The organism is Modicisalibacter sp. MOD 31.J (assembly GCF_020147985.1).
In the GTDB taxonomy this organism is placed as follows: Bacteria; Pseudomonadota; Gammaproteobacteria; order Pseudomonadales; family Halomonadaceae; genus Modicisalibacter; species Modicisalibacter coralii.
The window spans coordinates 154,551-170,489 of record NZ_JAGXFF010000002.1 but is presented as its reverse complement, the minus strand read 5'-3'; the positions used below and the strand labels follow the sequence as shown (position 1 = coordinate 170,489).

Below are 15,939 nucleotides of genomic sequence, written 5' to 3'. Positions count from 1 at the left end.
GATCCATCATGACCCACGCTTCGCCGCTCGACACCTTGATTTCCCTGACGCGCGACGCTCGCGACAGCGCCAACGTCAAGCTCGTCGAGTTGCGTCGCGCGCGCCAGGAGGCCCAGGTCCAGCTCGAGACCCTGCAGCAGTATCGCCAGGAATACCGGGAAAAACTCCAGCGCGCCATGGAGAATGGCATCGGCCCGGACAGCTGGCGCAACTACCAGCAATTCCTGCTGTCGCTGGACGGCGCCATCGACCGGGCGCGCAAGACCCTTCAGGATCGCGAGTCGAAGCTCGGGCAAGGCCAGCAGCACTGGCAGCAGGAGCAGCGCAAGCTCTCCGCCTACGACACCCTGGCGGACCGCCGCGAACAGCGTGAACAACAGCGCATCAACCGACGCGAACAACGTCAGAGCGATGAAATGGCCAGCAATCAGCTGCTGCGTCGCCAGACGCAGGAATCGCGTCACGAGACCAGCCACTAGGAGGCCGCCCCATGGCACCCACTTCCCTGCCATCCGTCTCCGCGACGACCTCCTCGACGCCGGGTACTCCCCGCGGTGGCGAGTCGGCCTCGAACGGAAACCTGTTCGCCCAGCTGATGGCCAGCACCGGCAAGCTCGCGCGCGGCCAGGACACGCCGGACAGCGGCAGTGAGTCCCTCGGCGCCACTGGCGAGATCAGCACCTCGGCCCGCGATCTCGAAGCCATGCTCCAGGCTCTGAAAACCGCCCCGGAAGGCGACGAACTGACCCAACAGCTCGAAGCGCTGCTCGACCGCCAGGCCGGACTCGACGGCTCGACCCAGGAGGGCGCGGAAAGCGATCCCGGCGAGCTGCTCGCGAGTCTGCTCGAGACCCTGCAGGACTCGCCTTCCCAGGGCGCGGACACGCTGGCCACACTGCGCAAGGAGCTCGGTGAGCCGGGCAATCTCGACGGCATCCGCGAACGCCTCGATGCCATCGCCGGAGCACTCGGTCAGTCGCAGGCACCGATCCAGCCGCTGTCCCAGGCCGTCGCCCGGGCCGCTCAGGCGAACACCGCCAACGCTGGCAATGCACAGGCCATGGGTGCCGCGAACGCCGTGCTCGCGAGTCGCATTGCCGGCATCGATGACACGGCTGCTGGCCGCTTGACCCCCGATACGCGGACCACGGCAACGACCGTTCCTGTCGCGGGCGACGCCAGCACGAGCGCTGGCGGCAGTAACACCCTTGCCGACAGGTCGCCATCCCAGGATTTCATCCAGTCGCTGCAGACGATCAATAACGGCGGCACCGCGACACACCGCTCCGGCCAGGACGCCGCGGCGAACACCGCGCTGACCAGCGCCCAGCTCGCCGCCCAGTTCGAGACAAGAGCGCCGGCGGGCAAGGTGCCGGAATCGTCCGGCAAGGGTGCCGATGCCGTCAGCCCGTCACTGCTGGCTAGCCACGCACCGCACCAAGCCGGCGCGCTGCAGGCCGGCAATGGCGTCGCTTCGCCCACGACGGCCATGACCGGCGGCCTGCCCAGCGCGACGCTCGCGGCGCCCCTCGGCTCCGGTGAGTGGCAGCAGGGCCTCGGCCAGCAACTGGTCAACCTGCATCAACGTGGCGACCAGCAGGTCCAGTTGCACCTGCACCCCGCCGAACTCGGCCCGCTGTCGGTACATCTGAAGGTCGACGACCAGCTGGCCCAGGCGCAGTTCCTCTCGAACAACCCGCATGTCAGGGCAGCCATTGAGCAGGCCCTGCCCCAGTTGCGGGCGGCCCTCGGCGAGGCCGGCATCCAGCTCGGTGACACCACGGTCGGCGATCAGGCACAGCAGCAGGAGCGCAACGGCGACGGGAACCCCGGGGGCTCTTCCCAGAGAGGGACACTGGCCTTCGACGGCGATTCCTCCGAGGCATCCGGCATCCCGATGACGCCGCTGACGCTGGAGGCGAACGGGGTCGATCTGTACGCGTGACCCCTTCAGATTTGCCGATTCCGCGCCGATAACCCCACGAGAGCCGACTCCCCGAGTCGGCTCTCGCCGTCAACGACGGCCCGGCGTTTTCACGACGGCAAAACCATGAGATGACCCGGTATGGGCAGCCTTTTCCTCCCATCCCCGGAGCGGAGCCGGCCTCATACTTCTCCCACTCAAACGCGAGAAAGACACAAGCGATGGCCAAGACGCAGACTGACGGCAAGAGACGCAAGCCCTGGTGGCTGCTGGGTCTTCTGATTATCCTGATATCGGTAGCCTGTTCGGCGGGCGTGTATTTCCTGCTCGAGTCACGCGGCTCCGGGGCCGGTGCCGAGTCCGCCCAGGCCGCGGAACCGGTCGAACCCGAGATTCCGATCTTCGTGACCGTCAAGCCGTTCACGGTCAACATTCAGAGCGATGACTACTCGCAGCGGTTGCTGTACATCGGCCTGTCGATCAAGGTGGCCGACGAGGCCTCCAAGGATCTGCTGGAGTCGCACATGCCCCAGGTGCGCAGCCGCCTGCTCATGCTGCTGTCCAGCCAGAACGCCGACGACCTGGTCACGCCGGAAGGCAAGCAGCGGCTGACCGGCGAGATCCTGGCCCTGTTCGACAAGCCGTTCTCGGACCCGCAGCCGCCGCTGAACGTGGACGACGTGCTCTACACCGACTTCATCGTGCAATAGGACACCATGGCTCAAGACGATCTGCTTTCGCAGGATGAGATCGATGCCCTGCTCAAGGGCGTCAGTGGCGAGGACGAAGGCAACGCCGGCGATGCCCCCAAGGGGGGGGATTCCCGGGTGCGCCCCTACGACCCGGCCACACAGCACCGGATCATCCGCGAGCGCCTGCATGCGCTGGACATCATCAACGAGCGCTTCGCCCGCCAGTTCCGGATGAGCCTGTTCAACCTGCTGCGGCGCAGTGCCGACATTACCGTCGACAGCGTCCGCTACCAGAGCTACAGCGATTTCTCGCGGCACATACCGGTGCCGACCAATATCAACCTGATCTCCATGAAACCGCTGCGCGGCACCGCGCTGGTGGTGTTCCCACCCAACCTGGTGTTCATGGTGGTCGACAACCTCTTCGGTGGCGACGGGCGCTTTCTGACCAAGTCGGAAGGTCGTGAATTCACTCACACCGAGCAGCGGATCATCCAGCGCCTGCTGAACCTGGCCATCGATGCCTACCAGGATGCCTGGCAGTCGGTCTATCCGCTGGAGATCGACTACACCCGTTCCGAGATGCAGGTGCGCTTCGCCAACATCACCAGCTCGCCCAACGAGATCGTGGTCAACAGCACCTTCCATCTGGAGGTGGGCAATCTGGCGAGCAATTTCCAAATCTGCATGCCCTACTCGATGATCGAACCGATCCGCGACCTGCTCTCCGGTCCGCTGACCGACAGCAACGCCGAGGAAGATCGCGTCTGGGGCCAGCGCATGGCCGGCGAGATCAAGGAGTCGCAGGTCGAACTGATCGCCGACTTCGTCGACGTGGCCACCACCGTGGGCCGGGTCATGTCGCTCAAGAAGGGCGACGTGCTGCCCATCGAGCTGCCGGACATCGTCACCACCAGCGTCGACGGCGTCCCGGTGATGCGCTGCGAATACGGGAGCCAGCACGGTCAGCGGGCGCTGCGCGTTCGCCACCTGATCGACCATATCCAGTCCAACGCCAAGTTTGCCCCCGGCCTTACCGGAGTCAAGGAATCCGACAATGACTGATCCCAACAAACCCGATCACTCCAGCACCGACGACGATTGGGCGAAAGCGATGGCCGAACAGGCCAGCGAGGAGTCGGCGGCCGACGACGATCCGTGGGCGGCGGCCTTCGCCGAACAGGAAGAGGCCGAGCACCAGGCCGACGAGAGCGCGCAGGAACCGGAAGAGAGCCCGCATGCGCAGGCCGCGGGCGAATCGGTGTTCAAGCCGCTCGACGCGCCGACCGTGGCGCGCAATGCCGGCATGCGCGATCTCGAGATGATCATGGACATCCCGGTCAAGCTGACCGTGGAGCTCGGCCGCACCCGAATCACCATCAAGCAACTCCTCGAGCTGGCCCAGGGCTCGGTGATCGAGCTCGATGGCCTGGCCGGCGAACCCATGGACATCCTGATCAACGGTTATCTGATCGCCCAGGGCGAGGTCGTGGTGGTCGACGACAAGTACGGCATCCGTATCACCGAAATCATCACCCCGTCCGAGCGGGTCCAGAAACTCAACCGATGAGCGAGACGGCAGCGACGCAAGGCGCCGCCGAGACCCTCGGCGGCTCCCCGAGCGACCTGATGGGCCTGGCGATGCTCGGCAAGACCGTGCTGGCGCTGCTGGTGGTGATCGGCGTGATCCTGCTGTGCAGCTATCTGCTGCGCCGGCTCAATGCCGGGCGCGGCCAGGCAGGCCAGCATCTCAAGGTGGTGGGCAGCGCCGCGGTGGGCCAGAAGGAACGTGTGGTGATCGTCGAGGTACAGGACACCTGGCTGGTACTCGGCGTGGGTGGCGGCCAGGTCAATGCCCTGCACCGCATGGAAGCGCCCGACGAGCCGCCCCGACCGGCGCCCTCGAACACCGATCCCCAGGGCTTCGCATCGCGCTTCGCCGCGGCCCTGCGTCAGAACACGCGGGATACCCTGAGTCGTCGATCGTCTGACGATTCCCCGGATCGCAAGGGGGAGTCGTGATCGCTCGCTCTCCCTGCGGCCCGCTTCGCCCGTGGCTGCGTCGCCTCCTGCCGATCGCTCTGCTGCTGCTCTCGCAGTCGGCAGCGGCCCAGTCGATTCCCGGCCTCACCAGTCAGCCGCTGGAGGATGGCGGCCAGCAGTGGTCACTGAGCCTGCAGACGCTGTTGCTGCTCAGCGCAATGGCCTTCCTGCCGGCGATCCTGCTGATGATGACCAGCTTCACGCGGATCATCATCGTGCTGGGCCTGCTGCGCACCGCCATGGGGACCCAGTCCGCTCCGCCCAACCAGGTGCTGCTGGGACTGGCGCTGTTCCTGACCTTCTTCATCATGTCGCCGACCTTGCACGAGGCCTACGAGCAGGCCTGGCAGCCCTTCTCCGACCAGCAGATCGGCATGGAGACCTTCGTCGAGCGCGCCAGCCAGCCGTTTCGCGAATTCATGCTCGCCCAGACCCGCGAGCCGGACATCGCACTGTTCGCGCGGCTGGCCAACGTCGGCGAGATGCAGGGGCCCGAGGACGTGCCGATGCGCGTGCTGCTGCCGTCGTTCGTCACCAGCGAGCTCAAGACCGCCTTTCAGATCGGTTTCACCATCTTCATCCCTTTCTTGATCATCGATCTGGTGGTGGCCAGTGTGTTGATGTCGCTGGGGATGATGATGGTGCCGCCGGCGACCATCTCGCTACCCTTCAAGCTGATGCTGTTCGTACTGGTCGACGGCTGGCAGTTGCTGATCGGCTCGCTGGCACAGAGCTTCCACCTTTGATCGCGAGGACCGGGACAGGCACCCGGTGCCGACCTCGCCTGGAGGGACTGCAATGACCCCGGAAATGGTAATGAGCCTGGCCTATCAAGGCATGAAGGTGACGCTGTTCCTGGCCGCCCCGCTGATCCTCACCGCGCTGGCGATCGGCCTGCTGGTCAGCCTGTTCCAGGCCGCCACCCAGATCAACGAAATGACCCTGACCTTCATTCCCAAGATCCTCGGCGTGTTCGCCGCCATGGTGCTGGCCGGCCCGTGGCTGTTGCAGACGATCGTCCAGTTCACCACGGAACTGTTCCAGAACATCCCGCTGATGCTCGGCTAGGCGACCGGCCCGATGATCGACGTCACCTTCGATCAACTACAGGCCTGGATCGCCGCTTTCCTGTGGCCGTTCGTACGGCTCGCCGCCTTCATCATGGCCGCTCCGCTCTGGGGGCACGACAGCATCCCCCGCCAGAGCAAGATCGCCCTGGCCGCCCTGCTGGCCTATGTCATCGCCCCCTCGCTGCCACCGCTGCCCGAGGTGCCGCTGGTTTCCTGGGCGAGCCTCGGCATCATCGTCGAACAGATGCTGATCGGGATCGCCATCGGCATGGTGATGCGCGTGACGCTGGCCGTGGTGATGGCCGCCGGCGAGTACATCGGTCTGCAGATGGGCCTGGCCTTCGCGACCTTCTTCTCGTCGGACATCGGCGCCAACACCATGGTGCTCTCGCGCTTTCTGTACATGATCACTCTGCTGATGCTGCTCGCCTTCAATGCGCACCTGGTGGTCATCGAGATCCTGGCCGACTCCTTCACGACCCTGCCGATCGGCCCGCGACCGCTCAATCCCGAGGCCTTCGAGATGATCGTCCGCTACGGCGGTACCGTCTTCGAGGCCGGCATGCTGCTGGCCCTGCCGGTCGTCGCCGCGCTGCTGATCATCAACCTGTCCCTGGGCATTCTCAACCGCGCCTCGCCACAGTTGACGATCTTCTCGATCGGCTTCCCCATGACCCTGACCACCGGGCTGATACTGCTGGCCGTGTTGATGACCGACCTGGGGCGCTTCCTGGAGACGCTGCTGCAGAACGGCTTCGTCTTCATGCGCCAGATGCTCTCGGTCCTGGCCGGTTGAGCGTACGCGTCACTATGAATGGCCTCTAGACGAAGTGGGCTTCTCCGGCGGCAGGGCGTCGCGAGGGCGCTGTAAACCCCTCCTTGGGCGCTACCTTTGCCCTCCATGGCAAAGGACCCTCGCTGTGCCCTGCCTCCGGCGCTCATCCTCAGGGGGTTGGAAGTGAACTCTATATCGAAAGCCCGAATGCAAAACGCCCCGGTGCGTGACCGGGGCGTGGCATCGAACTATTGCCATCTCGTCGACGGCTCGCGAACTCACAGCATCTCGAACAGCGACATGCCGCGCATGTCGACGAAGGCGCGCTGCGAGGCCTGCAGCCCGACCTGGCGCAAGGTGTAGTCGGAGACGGCCTTGGAATAATCCAGATCGACGAGATCCGACAGTGTCGCCTCGTAATTGACGGCACGATTGCCCCCGACCTGGTCCAGCACGTCCAGCTCATTGAGCCGCGCCCCGGCCGACGCCCGCACGGTGAGGACGTTATCCAGACTGTTGTCGAGCTGGCGGCTCACGGACGCCAGGGTGTTGGCCAGATGCGCCTTGTCGGCGGGCGAATCGGTGGAGCTGTCGAGCGCCTTCAGGGCATTCTCGAGACTCGTGAAGACGTTCTGTTCGCGGCCCTTGGTCATCTCGACCTGATCACCGGCCCGAGGATCGCCCTGAAGGCTCAGGGAAATGCCACCCACTTCGACGAAACCGCCGGTGGCGCTGTCGTAATCGAAGCTGGTCTGGCCGTTGATGGTCATCGCATTGCCCTGCTCGTCGAGCACGCGATAGGCCATGGTGCCCGCGTTGTCGTAGAAGTCGACGGTGAAGCTCTTGCCGTAATCGGGATCGGAGACGTCCTCCACGGCGGGCCCGGAGAAGGTCAGGGTACTGCCGCCGGCCGTGTCGGTATCCGCCTGGGCGACGTACTTGGCGCCATGATGCACCCCGAAGAACACCTCCCGACCGCTGTCGCCGACCGGCATCTGACGCGAGGAATCGACCTGCTGGCGTCGGACGGTATCGGCACCCTTGTAGTCGATGGCACCGTTCTGCTTGACGAAGGGCGGCGCGCTGTCCTTGACCCCCCCGAACAGATAGCTGCCATTGCCATCGGTGGTGTTGGCCTGGCCGATCAGTGTCTCGTAGACGCCTTGCAACTGGCTGGCCAGCGACGTGCGATCCGCGTCGCTCAAGGTTCCGTTGCCGGCCTGCACCATCAGCGTCTTGGCACTCGTCAGGGCATTGCTGACGCTCCCCAGGACGCTCTCCTCCTGGGACAGGGCGTTACGCGCGGAAATCCGCGAATCGTTGTACTGGGCGGTGACGGCAATCGACTGAGAGACGCCCACCGCCTGCGAGGCGGCCTGGGGGTCGTCGGACGGGTTGACCACACGCCGGCCGCTGGCCATCTGCTGGCCGACTTCCATGAAGGCGCTCTGCTGCCGGTTCATCGCCGACAGACTGGATTCGAACATGGTCAGGGTGCTGATACGCATGACGCTGCCTCGATGAACGGATTAACGAATGCCCAGGATGGTATCCATCAGAGTGCTGCCGGTCTGGATGACCTTGGCGTTGGCCTGATAGAACTGCTGGAAGCGAATCAGGTTGGCGGCCTCTTCGTCGAGGTTGACGCCGGATTCGGACTGCTGGACCTGCGTCAACTGCTCGGTGAGCACGTCCTGGGCACTCAGGTTGGCCTTGACGATATTGGTGCGGTTGCCCACATCGCCCACCAGGCCGGCATAGGCATCGTTGAGCGTCGCCCTGGCGCCCACCAGGCTGGCATCCTGCAGGTTCTGCATGGCCAGGGCATTGGTGTTGTCCCCGGCCGCCGGATCCTGGGCGATGGTGAGTTCGTCGTTGGCGGCGGGAACGCCGTCGAAGGTCATGCTGATGCCGTCGATGGTCAGCGTGTCCCCGGCGCTCAGTTGCACGCTGGCGGCATCGGCCGCCGGTTCGCCGTTGACCAGGACCTGGCTGCCCAGGTCGTCGGTGCCGGGGTTGCTGGCGTTCTGCAGGACGAAGCTGCCATCGGGGTTGACGCTCTGCACGCTGAGCGACAACGGCGAACCCTGCGCGGGCAGGCTGAAGCCCTCCCCGACACTGACATCGTCGACCGACAGGTTGCCGGCGTTACCACTCGCGGGGGTCACGGCAACGTGCGCGCCCGCGGCGATCTTGGCGGTGTCGTGGATCACGTTCTCCAGCTCCCCGGCCAGATGGAGGGTCGGCTGCAGGGCGAAGGAGTCGCCCTGGTTGGCGGTCCCGTCGAGCGTCAAGGTGATGCCGTCGAAGGTTAGTGTCGCGTTGCCGCTACCATCGGTGCCCGTGGTCACGCCGACCGTTTCACCGCTGTCGCTGCGCACCACCTCGAAATTGCCGGCGTTATCGGTGGCCGTGATGCGGTAATCGCTGCTCGTCACCTGGCTGTAATCGCTGAACGCCGCCGAGAAGGAGGCATTGCCGCCATTGGCGTCATTGCTGTACACCGTCGGCGAACCGATGGCGAAGAAATCGCCACCCATGTCACCGTTGAGATCCTGCCCGGCCCGATGCTGGGCATTGAAGCCCTCGGCCAGTGACAGCGCCACCTGACCGATCTGGTTCTGGGTCGTGTCCAGCGTCTCGCGGCGGAAGGTCATCAGTCCGCCGAGGGTACCGCCCTGGAAGGTCGACTCGTCGAGTTCGATCTTGCTGCCGCCCGGGTCGTTGTAGGCGACCACGGTACGCGACGGATCGGCCGAGGACGGCACGGCCTCCAGCGAATAGCTGCGATTGCCGGCGACCAGCGGCTGACCGTTGCCGATGGTCAGGTTGTAGGTACCGCCGTCCTGAATGCTCAATTTGACATCGACCCGCTGGCTGATCTCGTTGATCAGATGGTCACGCTGGTTGAGCAGGTTGTTGGGGGCCTCGCCGAGCTTGGCCTTGGACAGGGCGATCTGACGATTGAGCTTGGCGAGCTGGTCGGTGGCATTGTTGATCTGCGTCACCTCGTCGCGAACCTGGCCATTGATGCCCGATTGCATGTCGTCGAGATAATTGTCGAAGGCCCGGAACTGTGCCGTCAGCGTATCGGCGCTGCCGAGCACGCCCTGGCGGGCCGCCGGATCGGACGGCGCGCTGGCCAAATCCTCCATCGAGGAGAAGAACCCCTGCATCAGCGGCGCCAGACCGGAGTCGGTATCCGCCAGCAGGTTGTCGATCTGGCTGACCTGGGTATTGTAGGTATCCAGGGCGCTGGAACGGCTGGTCGAGGCATTGAGCTGCGAGGCGATGTACTGATTGAACTGACGCTCGATGTCGTTCACCTGAACGCCGCCACCGGCCGGTGACGTCTCGCCGAGCTGGGTCACCTGACGGTTGTAGCCCGGCGTATAGACGTTGCTGATGTTGGTGCTGCTGGTCTGCAGCGCGGCCTGTGCCGCATTCAGGCCACTCAGGCCAGTGGAAAAGAGGCTCATGTGATCAAATCCCGATCTCGCTGTTATCTGGGTTTATCGGCCTTCGCATCAGCAACTTGAGCCCGTCGACCGTTTTATCCCGCGTTCATTGCCCTCAGAAGATGCGGGTCGGCACCTTGTCGAGGGCGTAGGCATCGAGAGCGGCGCTCGGGTCGCGTCCGGCGACTTGCGCCGATTCACCCGGCTCGAGGCGCGCCGTGCGTTGCGTCGCATCGAATCCCATGGTGTGCATCACGGCGATCAGCTTGTCGGCGTAGGCGGGGTCGGTGGCATAGCCACCCGCCTGGAGCGACCGAGCGGCCCCTTCGGCATTGCCTGCCGCGACGACCCCGGCATAGCGCGGGTTGTCACCGATCAGGCGGGCATAGTCGGTGAACGCTTGCTCGAAATCGTCATAGACCCGGAAGGTATCCACCATCTTGACCGGACGGCCGTCCACGTATTCGGTGGTGGTGACGTCGGTGGTCCTGCCCTGCCACTGGCTGCCGGCCTTGATACCGAACAGGTTGTGACTGTTGCCGCCCTCGGCGGTGGGAATCTCGTGACGCCCCCACCCGGTTTCCAGGGCCGCCTGGGCGAGAATCAATTCCGCCGGCACCCCGGTGGTGCGGCTGGCCGCCCGGGCCGGTTCCGAGAGCTGCTCGAGGAATTCGGCGACGTGGGCCGGGTGGCGGTCGGCATTCCGCTCGGCAACAGCATTCGTCTCGTAGGCACCGGCATCGGGCTCGAACGCCAGGTCGTCGATGAATCGCCGCGCCGTCTCGCTACGGGTGTCGCTGGACGCCGTTGCCGCCGTCTCGCCGGCGATCAGACCACCGGTCAGGACCCGTGGCGTGCCGTGCGGGATGCCGGCGATGAGTGAATCACCACGGTCGGCATCGCCGGGCACCAGGCCGCGATGCTGCAACTGCTGGACGAGCATGTCGGCGAATCCCAGCCCCCGGCCGGAGAGGGTCTGCGCCAGCTGCTGGTCGTACATCGAGGTATAGAGCTCGGTCTGCTGGTTATCCAGCAGGCCCTCCTTGGGCGTCGCTTCACGCATGCTCTTGAGCATCATCTGGATGAAGATCGCCTCGAACTGCTTGGCGGCCGCCCGGGCGCCCTCCTGGGGCTTCACGCTGGCGGTGTGCTTTAGCCGCTGTAGCCCCTGCATGTCGAGGGCGAACTGACTCCCCATGTCCTGCATCGCCATCAGATGATCTCCAGTTCGGCGCGCAGCGAGCCGGACGCCTTGAGCGCCTGCAGGATCGACATCAGATCCTGGGGCGTCGCGCCCAGCGCATTGAGTGCCTTGACCACCTGGGCGAGATCGGCACTGGTCTCGAGCATCTGCAACGAACCGCCTTCCTGGGTGACCGACACGTCGGCATTGGGAACCACGGCCGTCTGGCCCTGCGAAAAGGCGTTGGGCTGGCTGACCTGCGGGTTGGAATCGATGGTCACCGACAGGTTGCCGTGCGCGACCGCCGCCTGATGCAGCGTCACGCTGCTGGTCAGCACCACCGACCCGGTGCGGGAATTGATCACCACCCTGGCAGGCTCCTGACCGAGTGCCAGATCGATGTTCTCGACACGCGCCATGAAGCGCACGCGATCGTTGCTGTTCATCGGCGCCCGCAGGCGAATCACGCGGCCGTCGACCGCCGCGGCGACCGGCTCGCCGAACTCGCGATTGATGGCGTCGACGGCCCGCTGGGCGGTGTCGAAACTGTATTCATCGAGTTGCAGGTCGAGCGTGCCGTCACGACCCAGTGCCAACGGCACCTCGCGCTCGACGGTGGCACCGCCGTTGATGCTGCCCCCGGCCTGCTGGTTGATCGACACGCTGCTGCCGGCCGCCTCGGCCCCGGCACCGCCCACGAAGACGTTGCCCTGCGCCATCGCATAGACATTGCCGTCGGCGCCCTTGAGCGGGGTCATCAACAGGGTACCGCCACGCAGGCTACGCGCATTGCCCACCGAGGAGACCACGACATCGATGTCCTGCCCCCGCCGGGCGAAGGGCGGCAGATCGGCGGTCACCATGACGGCGGCGACGTTCTTGAGCTGCATGTTGGTCCCGGCCGGCACGCTGATGCCCAGCTGCGAGAGCATGTTGGTCAGGCTCTGGGTGGTGAACGGCGCCTGGGTGGTCTGGTCGCCGGACCCGTCGAGCCCCACGACCAGGCCGTAGCCCACCAGGGCGTTGTCGCGCACCCCGGCGAACGAGGCCAGGTCCTGCAGGCGCTCGGCCCGGGCCGGCATCGTCAGCAGCAACAACAGCAGCATTCCGAGCCACCAGCGTCCGGCAACCCAGTCACGAGAATGAATGCGCATGATCATCGAGATGAACTACCTTCCGCTGCTCAGAACGGGGACACGTTGAGGAAGAAGCGCTGCAGCCAACCCATGGTCTGCGCCTCGTTGATGTAACCGTCGCCGACGTATTCGATACGCGCATCGGCCACCTGTGTCGACTGCACGGTGTTGGCACCGCTGACCGTGCGCGGATTGACCACGCCGGAGAAGCGGATGAACTCGGTGCCCTGATTGATCAGGATCTGCTTCTCGCCCTGCACCTTGAGGTTGCCGTTGTAGAGCACGTCGACCACGGTCACGGTGAGCGTGCCGGTAAAGCTGTTATTGGCATTGGCACCCCCACTGCCATCGAAATCGTTCTCCCCTTCGAGGTCGAAGCCGTAATCGCCCAGCCTGGTCAGCCCCTTGGGCAGCGTGGTGGGTGTCAGGCTCGCGCTGCCTTGACGGCCGGCGTTGGCCGACGAACTCTTGCTGGCACTGACCTGCTCATCGAGTTCGATGGTCAGGATGTCACCGACCATCCGCGGCCGGCGATCCTCGAACAACGGCTGATAGCCCGTGGTGGGCTGATAGATGGACCCATTGGGTTCCGGCGGCGGCGGCGGCTGGAGCGCGACCTTCTCCTGCTCGCCGGTGATCGACGGGCGCGGCAACTGCGCGCAGCCGCTCAGCAGCAGAGTCGCCACGACCAGCAACAGCCCGACATACCGAGAGCCTTTCTTCGACACCTTGATCACCGCTCGCCTCGCTTCATTGGTCCACTCCCGTCAAAGCTGCGAGAGCCTTGCCAGCATCTCGTCGGAGGACTTCACGGCCTTGCTGTTGATCTCGTAGGCACGCTGGGTCTGGATCATGCTGACCATTTCCTCGACGACGTTGACGTTGGACGTCTCGACATAGTTCTGCATCAGGGTGCCGGCCCCGTTGAGCCCCGGCGTGTTCTGGTTGGCCGGGCCGGAAGCGTCGGTCTCGAGATATTGATTCTCGCCGATGCTCTGCAGCCCCGCCGGGTTGGTGAACGATGCCAGCGTCAACTGGCCGACCTGGTTGGACTGGGTCGTTCCCGGCTGGGTGACCGAAACGATGCCGTCCGGACTCACCGTCACGGTGAGCGCATCGGCAGGGACGAACACCGCCGGCTCGATGGGATAGCCGCTGGCGGTGACCAGTTGACCGTTCTGGTTGACCTGGAAACTGCCATCGCGGGTGTAGGCGGTGGTGCCATCGGGGCGCAGCACCTGGAAGAAGCCCTTCCCCTGGATCGCCAGATCGTGGGAGTTGCCGGTATTCTCGAGGTTGCCCTGGGTGTGCAGGCGTTCGGTCGCCACGGGACGCACACCGCTACCGATCTGCATGCCGGACGGCAGGTTGTCCTGGACGTTCGCCTGGGCACCCGGCTGGCGCAGGTTCTGATAGAGCAGATCCTCGAATACCGCCCGGGAACGCTTGAAGCCATTGGTGCTGACGTTCGACAGGTTGTTGGCGATGACGTCCATCTGCGTCTGCTGGGCTTCCAGACCGGTCTTGGCGGTCCACAGCGATCGAATCATGGTTGGTTACCTCGGGAAGATATCTAGCTGACGGACAACAACTTGTTGGCGCGCTCGGCGTTCTGATCGGCGCTCTCGATCACTTTCATCTGCATGTCGTAACGCCGGGAGGTGTCGATCATCGCCACCATCGCTTCGGTGGCACTGACGTTGCTGCCCTCCAGCGCGCCGCTGACCACGCGAACGCCGTCATCGGCCTGCAGGGCCTGGCCATTCGGGGTGCGGAAGAGACCGTCGTCGCCGCGCACCAAGGCGCCGTCACCCGGATCGACGAGCTTGAGCTGACCGACCGGCCCGCGCGTGGTCAGGTCCGCCCCGGGCGTCAACGCGCTCAGGGTCCCGTCGACGCCCACGCTGACATCGGCACCCAGCGGCACGATGATCGGTCCGCCGTCGCCGACGACCGGATTGCCCTGGATGTTGACCACCCCATTGGCGTCGACCTGCAGATCGCCGCGGCGGGTGTAGGCCTCGCCGTTGTCGGTCTGTACCGCCAGCCAGCCGTCGCCGTCGACCGCCACGTCGAGTTCGCGACCCGTCGTGGAGAGCGCGCCCGGCGAGAAGTCGCTACCCGGCGTCGTGGCCATGGTCACGGTGCGCGTCGGCAGACCTTCGCCCTGCACCGGCACCGCGCGCATGGCGCTGAGCTGTTCGCGGAACCCCGGCGTGGCGACGTTCGCCAGGTTGTTGTTGACCACCGCCTGCTGGTCCATGCTCTGTCGGGCCCCGCTCATGGCGGTATAGAGAATGCGATCCATGGTGTTTCACTCTCGACGAGTATCAGGGAGCCGACCGCCGGGCAAAGCCCGGAAGTCGGCCCGAATCCGGCGGGTTATCAGCGCAACTGGGCGATCTGATCCATGACCTCGGACTGGGTCCGGATCGAGTTGGTGTTGGCCTGATAGTTGCGTTGGGCGATGATCAGGTTGACCAGCTCGGAGGTCAGGTCGACGTTGGACGACTCCAGGGTTTCGGCCTCGACGGAGCCGAACTGACCGACACCCGCCGTCCCGACGACTTCCGCACCGGAACCGGACGTTGCCGCCCACATATTGTCGCCCGAGGCTTTCAGTCCTTCCGGGTTGCGGAAGTTGGCCAGCACGATCTGCCCCGCTGACACCGACTTCTCGTTGGTGTAGTTACGCATCACGGTACCGTCATCGGCGATGCTGATGCCGATCAACGAGCCGGAGCTGTAACCATCCTGAACCAGTGAGTTCTGTGTGGAGTCGTTGGCGAACTGAGTGGTTCCCTTCAGGTCCAGCGTGAAGTTCAAGTCCGCCGGGTCGCCACCCAACTGGGCCGTCGTGAAAGTGATGTTCTGCTCGGCCGCGCTGCTCAACTGGCCATCATTGTCAAATGTGAGGGTGAAGTCGTTGGCGCTGTCATAGACGCCATCGAGACCCACTTTCACATTCCACTCGTTGGGGTTGGCGGTCTTCTCGAAATACATCGTGGTGTTGCGCTGATTGCCCAGCGAGTCGTAGACCGTGAAGCTGTTCGAATAGTGGTAGTCGACATCGAAACCACCGGGATTGCCGTCGTCCAGGTTAACGGTATTGCGAGCCGTCGCATCGGTTTCGTCGGTGGACTGGTCGAGATTGTAGGAGGCCTGCACGCCGGTCTCCGTGCCGGTGGCCTGCGCCGGCATGTCATCGGCCGGGATGTTCAGAGGAACGGGCTGCCCGCCCGGCACGACGGCCGAGAACGGTCCAGCCGAAAGCCCGTAGCCCATGATCTTGGCGCCCTGGGCATTGACCAGATCACCCTCGGCGGTCATGGTCAACTGGCCGTTACGCGAGTAGCCCACCTGACCATTCTGCTCGAAGCGGAAGAAACCGGTGCCGCTGATCGCCAGGTCCAGGTTGCGCCCGGTGGTTTCCAGGTTGCCGTTGCTGAAGTCCTGGAGCACACCGGACACCCGGGTACCCAGACCGATCTGGCTGTTGGCGAAGACGTCGGCGAACTGCACCGACGAGCTCTTGAAGCCGGAGGTCTGCGAGTTGGCGATGTTGTTGCCGACGACGTCGAGCTGCTGGGAAGCCGCGTTGACGCCGCTCAATGCCTGTGAAAAACCCATTTCTAGTCTCCCTGCGAGCCAAGGCGCC

The 15,939-nt window shown here is 64.8% G+C and carries 17 protein-coding genes; 9 read left to right on the top strand and 8 right to left on the bottom strand.

Annotation, left to right across the window (positions count from 1 at the left end; translation table 11 throughout):
• Positions 1-8 precede the first annotated feature (8 nt).
• From fliJ to fliR, 9 genes are all read left to right on the top strand, one after another.
• Entirely contained in the window at positions 9-479 is a 471-nt protein-coding gene (fliJ, locus tag KGR00_RS06270; RefSeq protein WP_129138473.1) for a flagellar export protein FliJ, read from the top strand.
• A gap of 11 nt (positions 480-490) precedes the next feature.
• Positions 491-1,945: a flagellar hook-length control protein FliK gene (locus KGR00_RS06265; RefSeq protein WP_224417275.1), complete on the top strand. Its 1,455-nt coding sequence runs from the start codon at positions 491-493 to the stop codon at positions 1,943-1,945.
• 200 nt (positions 1,946-2,145) lie between these two features.
• Entirely contained in the window at positions 2,146-2,634 is a 489-nt protein-coding gene (gene fliL / locus KGR00_RS06260; RefSeq protein ID WP_224417276.1) for a flagellar basal body-associated protein FliL, read from the top strand.
• Between the two features lie 6 nt (positions 2,635-2,640).
• On the top strand, positions 2,641-3,681 hold the full coding sequence (gene fliM / locus KGR00_RS06255; RefSeq protein ID WP_129138476.1) for a flagellar motor switch protein FliM: 1,041 nt from the start codon (positions 2,641-2,643) through the stop codon (positions 3,679-3,681).
• A complete protein-coding gene (fliN, locus tag KGR00_RS06250) occupies positions 3,674-4,186 on the top strand; it encodes a flagellar motor switch protein FliN (RefSeq protein WP_129138477.1) in 513 nt (170 codons plus the stop codon). The genes fliM and fliN overlap by 8 nt, the downstream gene beginning before the upstream one ends.
• On the top strand, positions 4,183-4,638 hold the full coding sequence (fliO, locus tag KGR00_RS06245) for a flagellar biosynthetic protein FliO (protein WP_224417277.1): 456 nt from the start codon (positions 4,183-4,185) through the stop codon (positions 4,636-4,638). The genes fliN and fliO overlap by 4 nt, the downstream gene beginning before the upstream one ends.
• A gap of 35 nt (positions 4,639-4,673) precedes the next feature.
• Positions 4,674-5,405 carry a flagellar type III secretion system pore protein FliP gene (fliP, locus tag KGR00_RS06240; protein WP_224419799.1) on the top strand — a complete coding sequence of 244 codons (732 nt, stop codon included), beginning with the start codon at positions 4,674-4,676 and terminating at the stop codon, positions 5,403-5,405.
• 52 nt (positions 5,406-5,457) lie between these two features.
• A complete protein-coding gene (gene fliQ / locus KGR00_RS06235; RefSeq protein ID WP_129138479.1) occupies positions 5,458-5,727 on the top strand; it encodes a flagellar biosynthesis protein FliQ in 270 nt (89 codons plus the stop codon).
• A 12-nt stretch (positions 5,728-5,739) separates the two neighbouring features.
• Entirely contained in the window at positions 5,740-6,525 is a 786-nt protein-coding gene (gene fliR / locus KGR00_RS06230; protein ID WP_129138480.1) for a flagellar biosynthetic protein FliR, read from the top strand.
• A 257-nt stretch (positions 6,526-6,782) separates the two neighbouring features.
• Here the strand turns inward: fliR and flgL are convergent, their stop codons facing one another.
• The 8 genes from flgL to flgE form a co-directional block, all read right to left on the bottom strand.
• Positions 6,783-8,012 carry a flagellar hook-associated protein FlgL gene (flgL, locus tag KGR00_RS06225; protein ID WP_129138481.1) on the bottom strand — a complete coding sequence of 410 codons (1,230 nt, stop codon included), beginning with the start codon at positions 8,010-8,012 and terminating at the stop codon, positions 6,783-6,785.
• 21 nt (positions 8,013-8,033) lie between these two features.
• On the bottom strand, positions 8,034-9,983 hold the full coding sequence (flgK, locus tag KGR00_RS06220; RefSeq protein WP_224417278.1) for a flagellar hook-associated protein FlgK: 1,950 nt from the start codon (positions 9,981-9,983) through the stop codon (positions 8,034-8,036).
• A gap of 94 nt (positions 9,984-10,077) precedes the next feature.
• Complete coding sequence (gene flgJ / locus KGR00_RS06215) at positions 10,078-11,175, bottom strand: flagellar assembly peptidoglycan hydrolase FlgJ (protein ID WP_224417279.1); 1,098 nt, start codon at positions 11,173-11,175, stop codon at positions 10,078-10,080.
• Positions 11,175-12,299 carry a flagellar basal body P-ring protein FlgI gene (locus tag KGR00_RS06210; protein ID WP_129138484.1) on the bottom strand — a complete coding sequence of 375 codons (1,125 nt, stop codon included), beginning with the start codon at positions 12,297-12,299 and terminating at the stop codon, positions 11,175-11,177. The genes flgJ and KGR00_RS06210 overlap by 1 nt, the downstream gene beginning before the upstream one ends.
• A gap of 29 nt (positions 12,300-12,328) precedes the next feature.
• Positions 12,329-13,018: a flagellar basal body L-ring protein FlgH gene (locus tag KGR00_RS06205; RefSeq protein WP_224417280.1), complete on the bottom strand. Its 690-nt coding sequence runs from the start codon at positions 13,016-13,018 to the stop codon at positions 12,329-12,331.
• A 30-nt stretch (positions 13,019-13,048) separates the two neighbouring features.
• Positions 13,049-13,831: a flagellar basal-body rod protein FlgG gene (gene flgG, locus KGR00_RS06200; RefSeq protein ID WP_129138485.1), complete on the bottom strand. Its 783-nt coding sequence runs from the start codon at positions 13,829-13,831 to the stop codon at positions 13,049-13,051.
• 23 nt (positions 13,832-13,854) lie between these two features.
• Positions 13,855-14,589 carry a flagellar basal-body rod protein FlgF gene (gene flgF / locus KGR00_RS06195; protein ID WP_129138486.1) on the bottom strand — a complete coding sequence of 245 codons (735 nt, stop codon included), beginning with the start codon at positions 14,587-14,589 and terminating at the stop codon, positions 13,855-13,857.
• Between the two features lie 77 nt (positions 14,590-14,666).
• On the bottom strand, positions 14,667-15,911 hold the full coding sequence (gene flgE / locus KGR00_RS06190; RefSeq protein ID WP_224417281.1) for a flagellar hook protein FlgE: 1,245 nt from the start codon (positions 15,909-15,911) through the stop codon (positions 14,667-14,669).
• Positions 15,912-15,939: the final 28 nt, after the last annotated feature.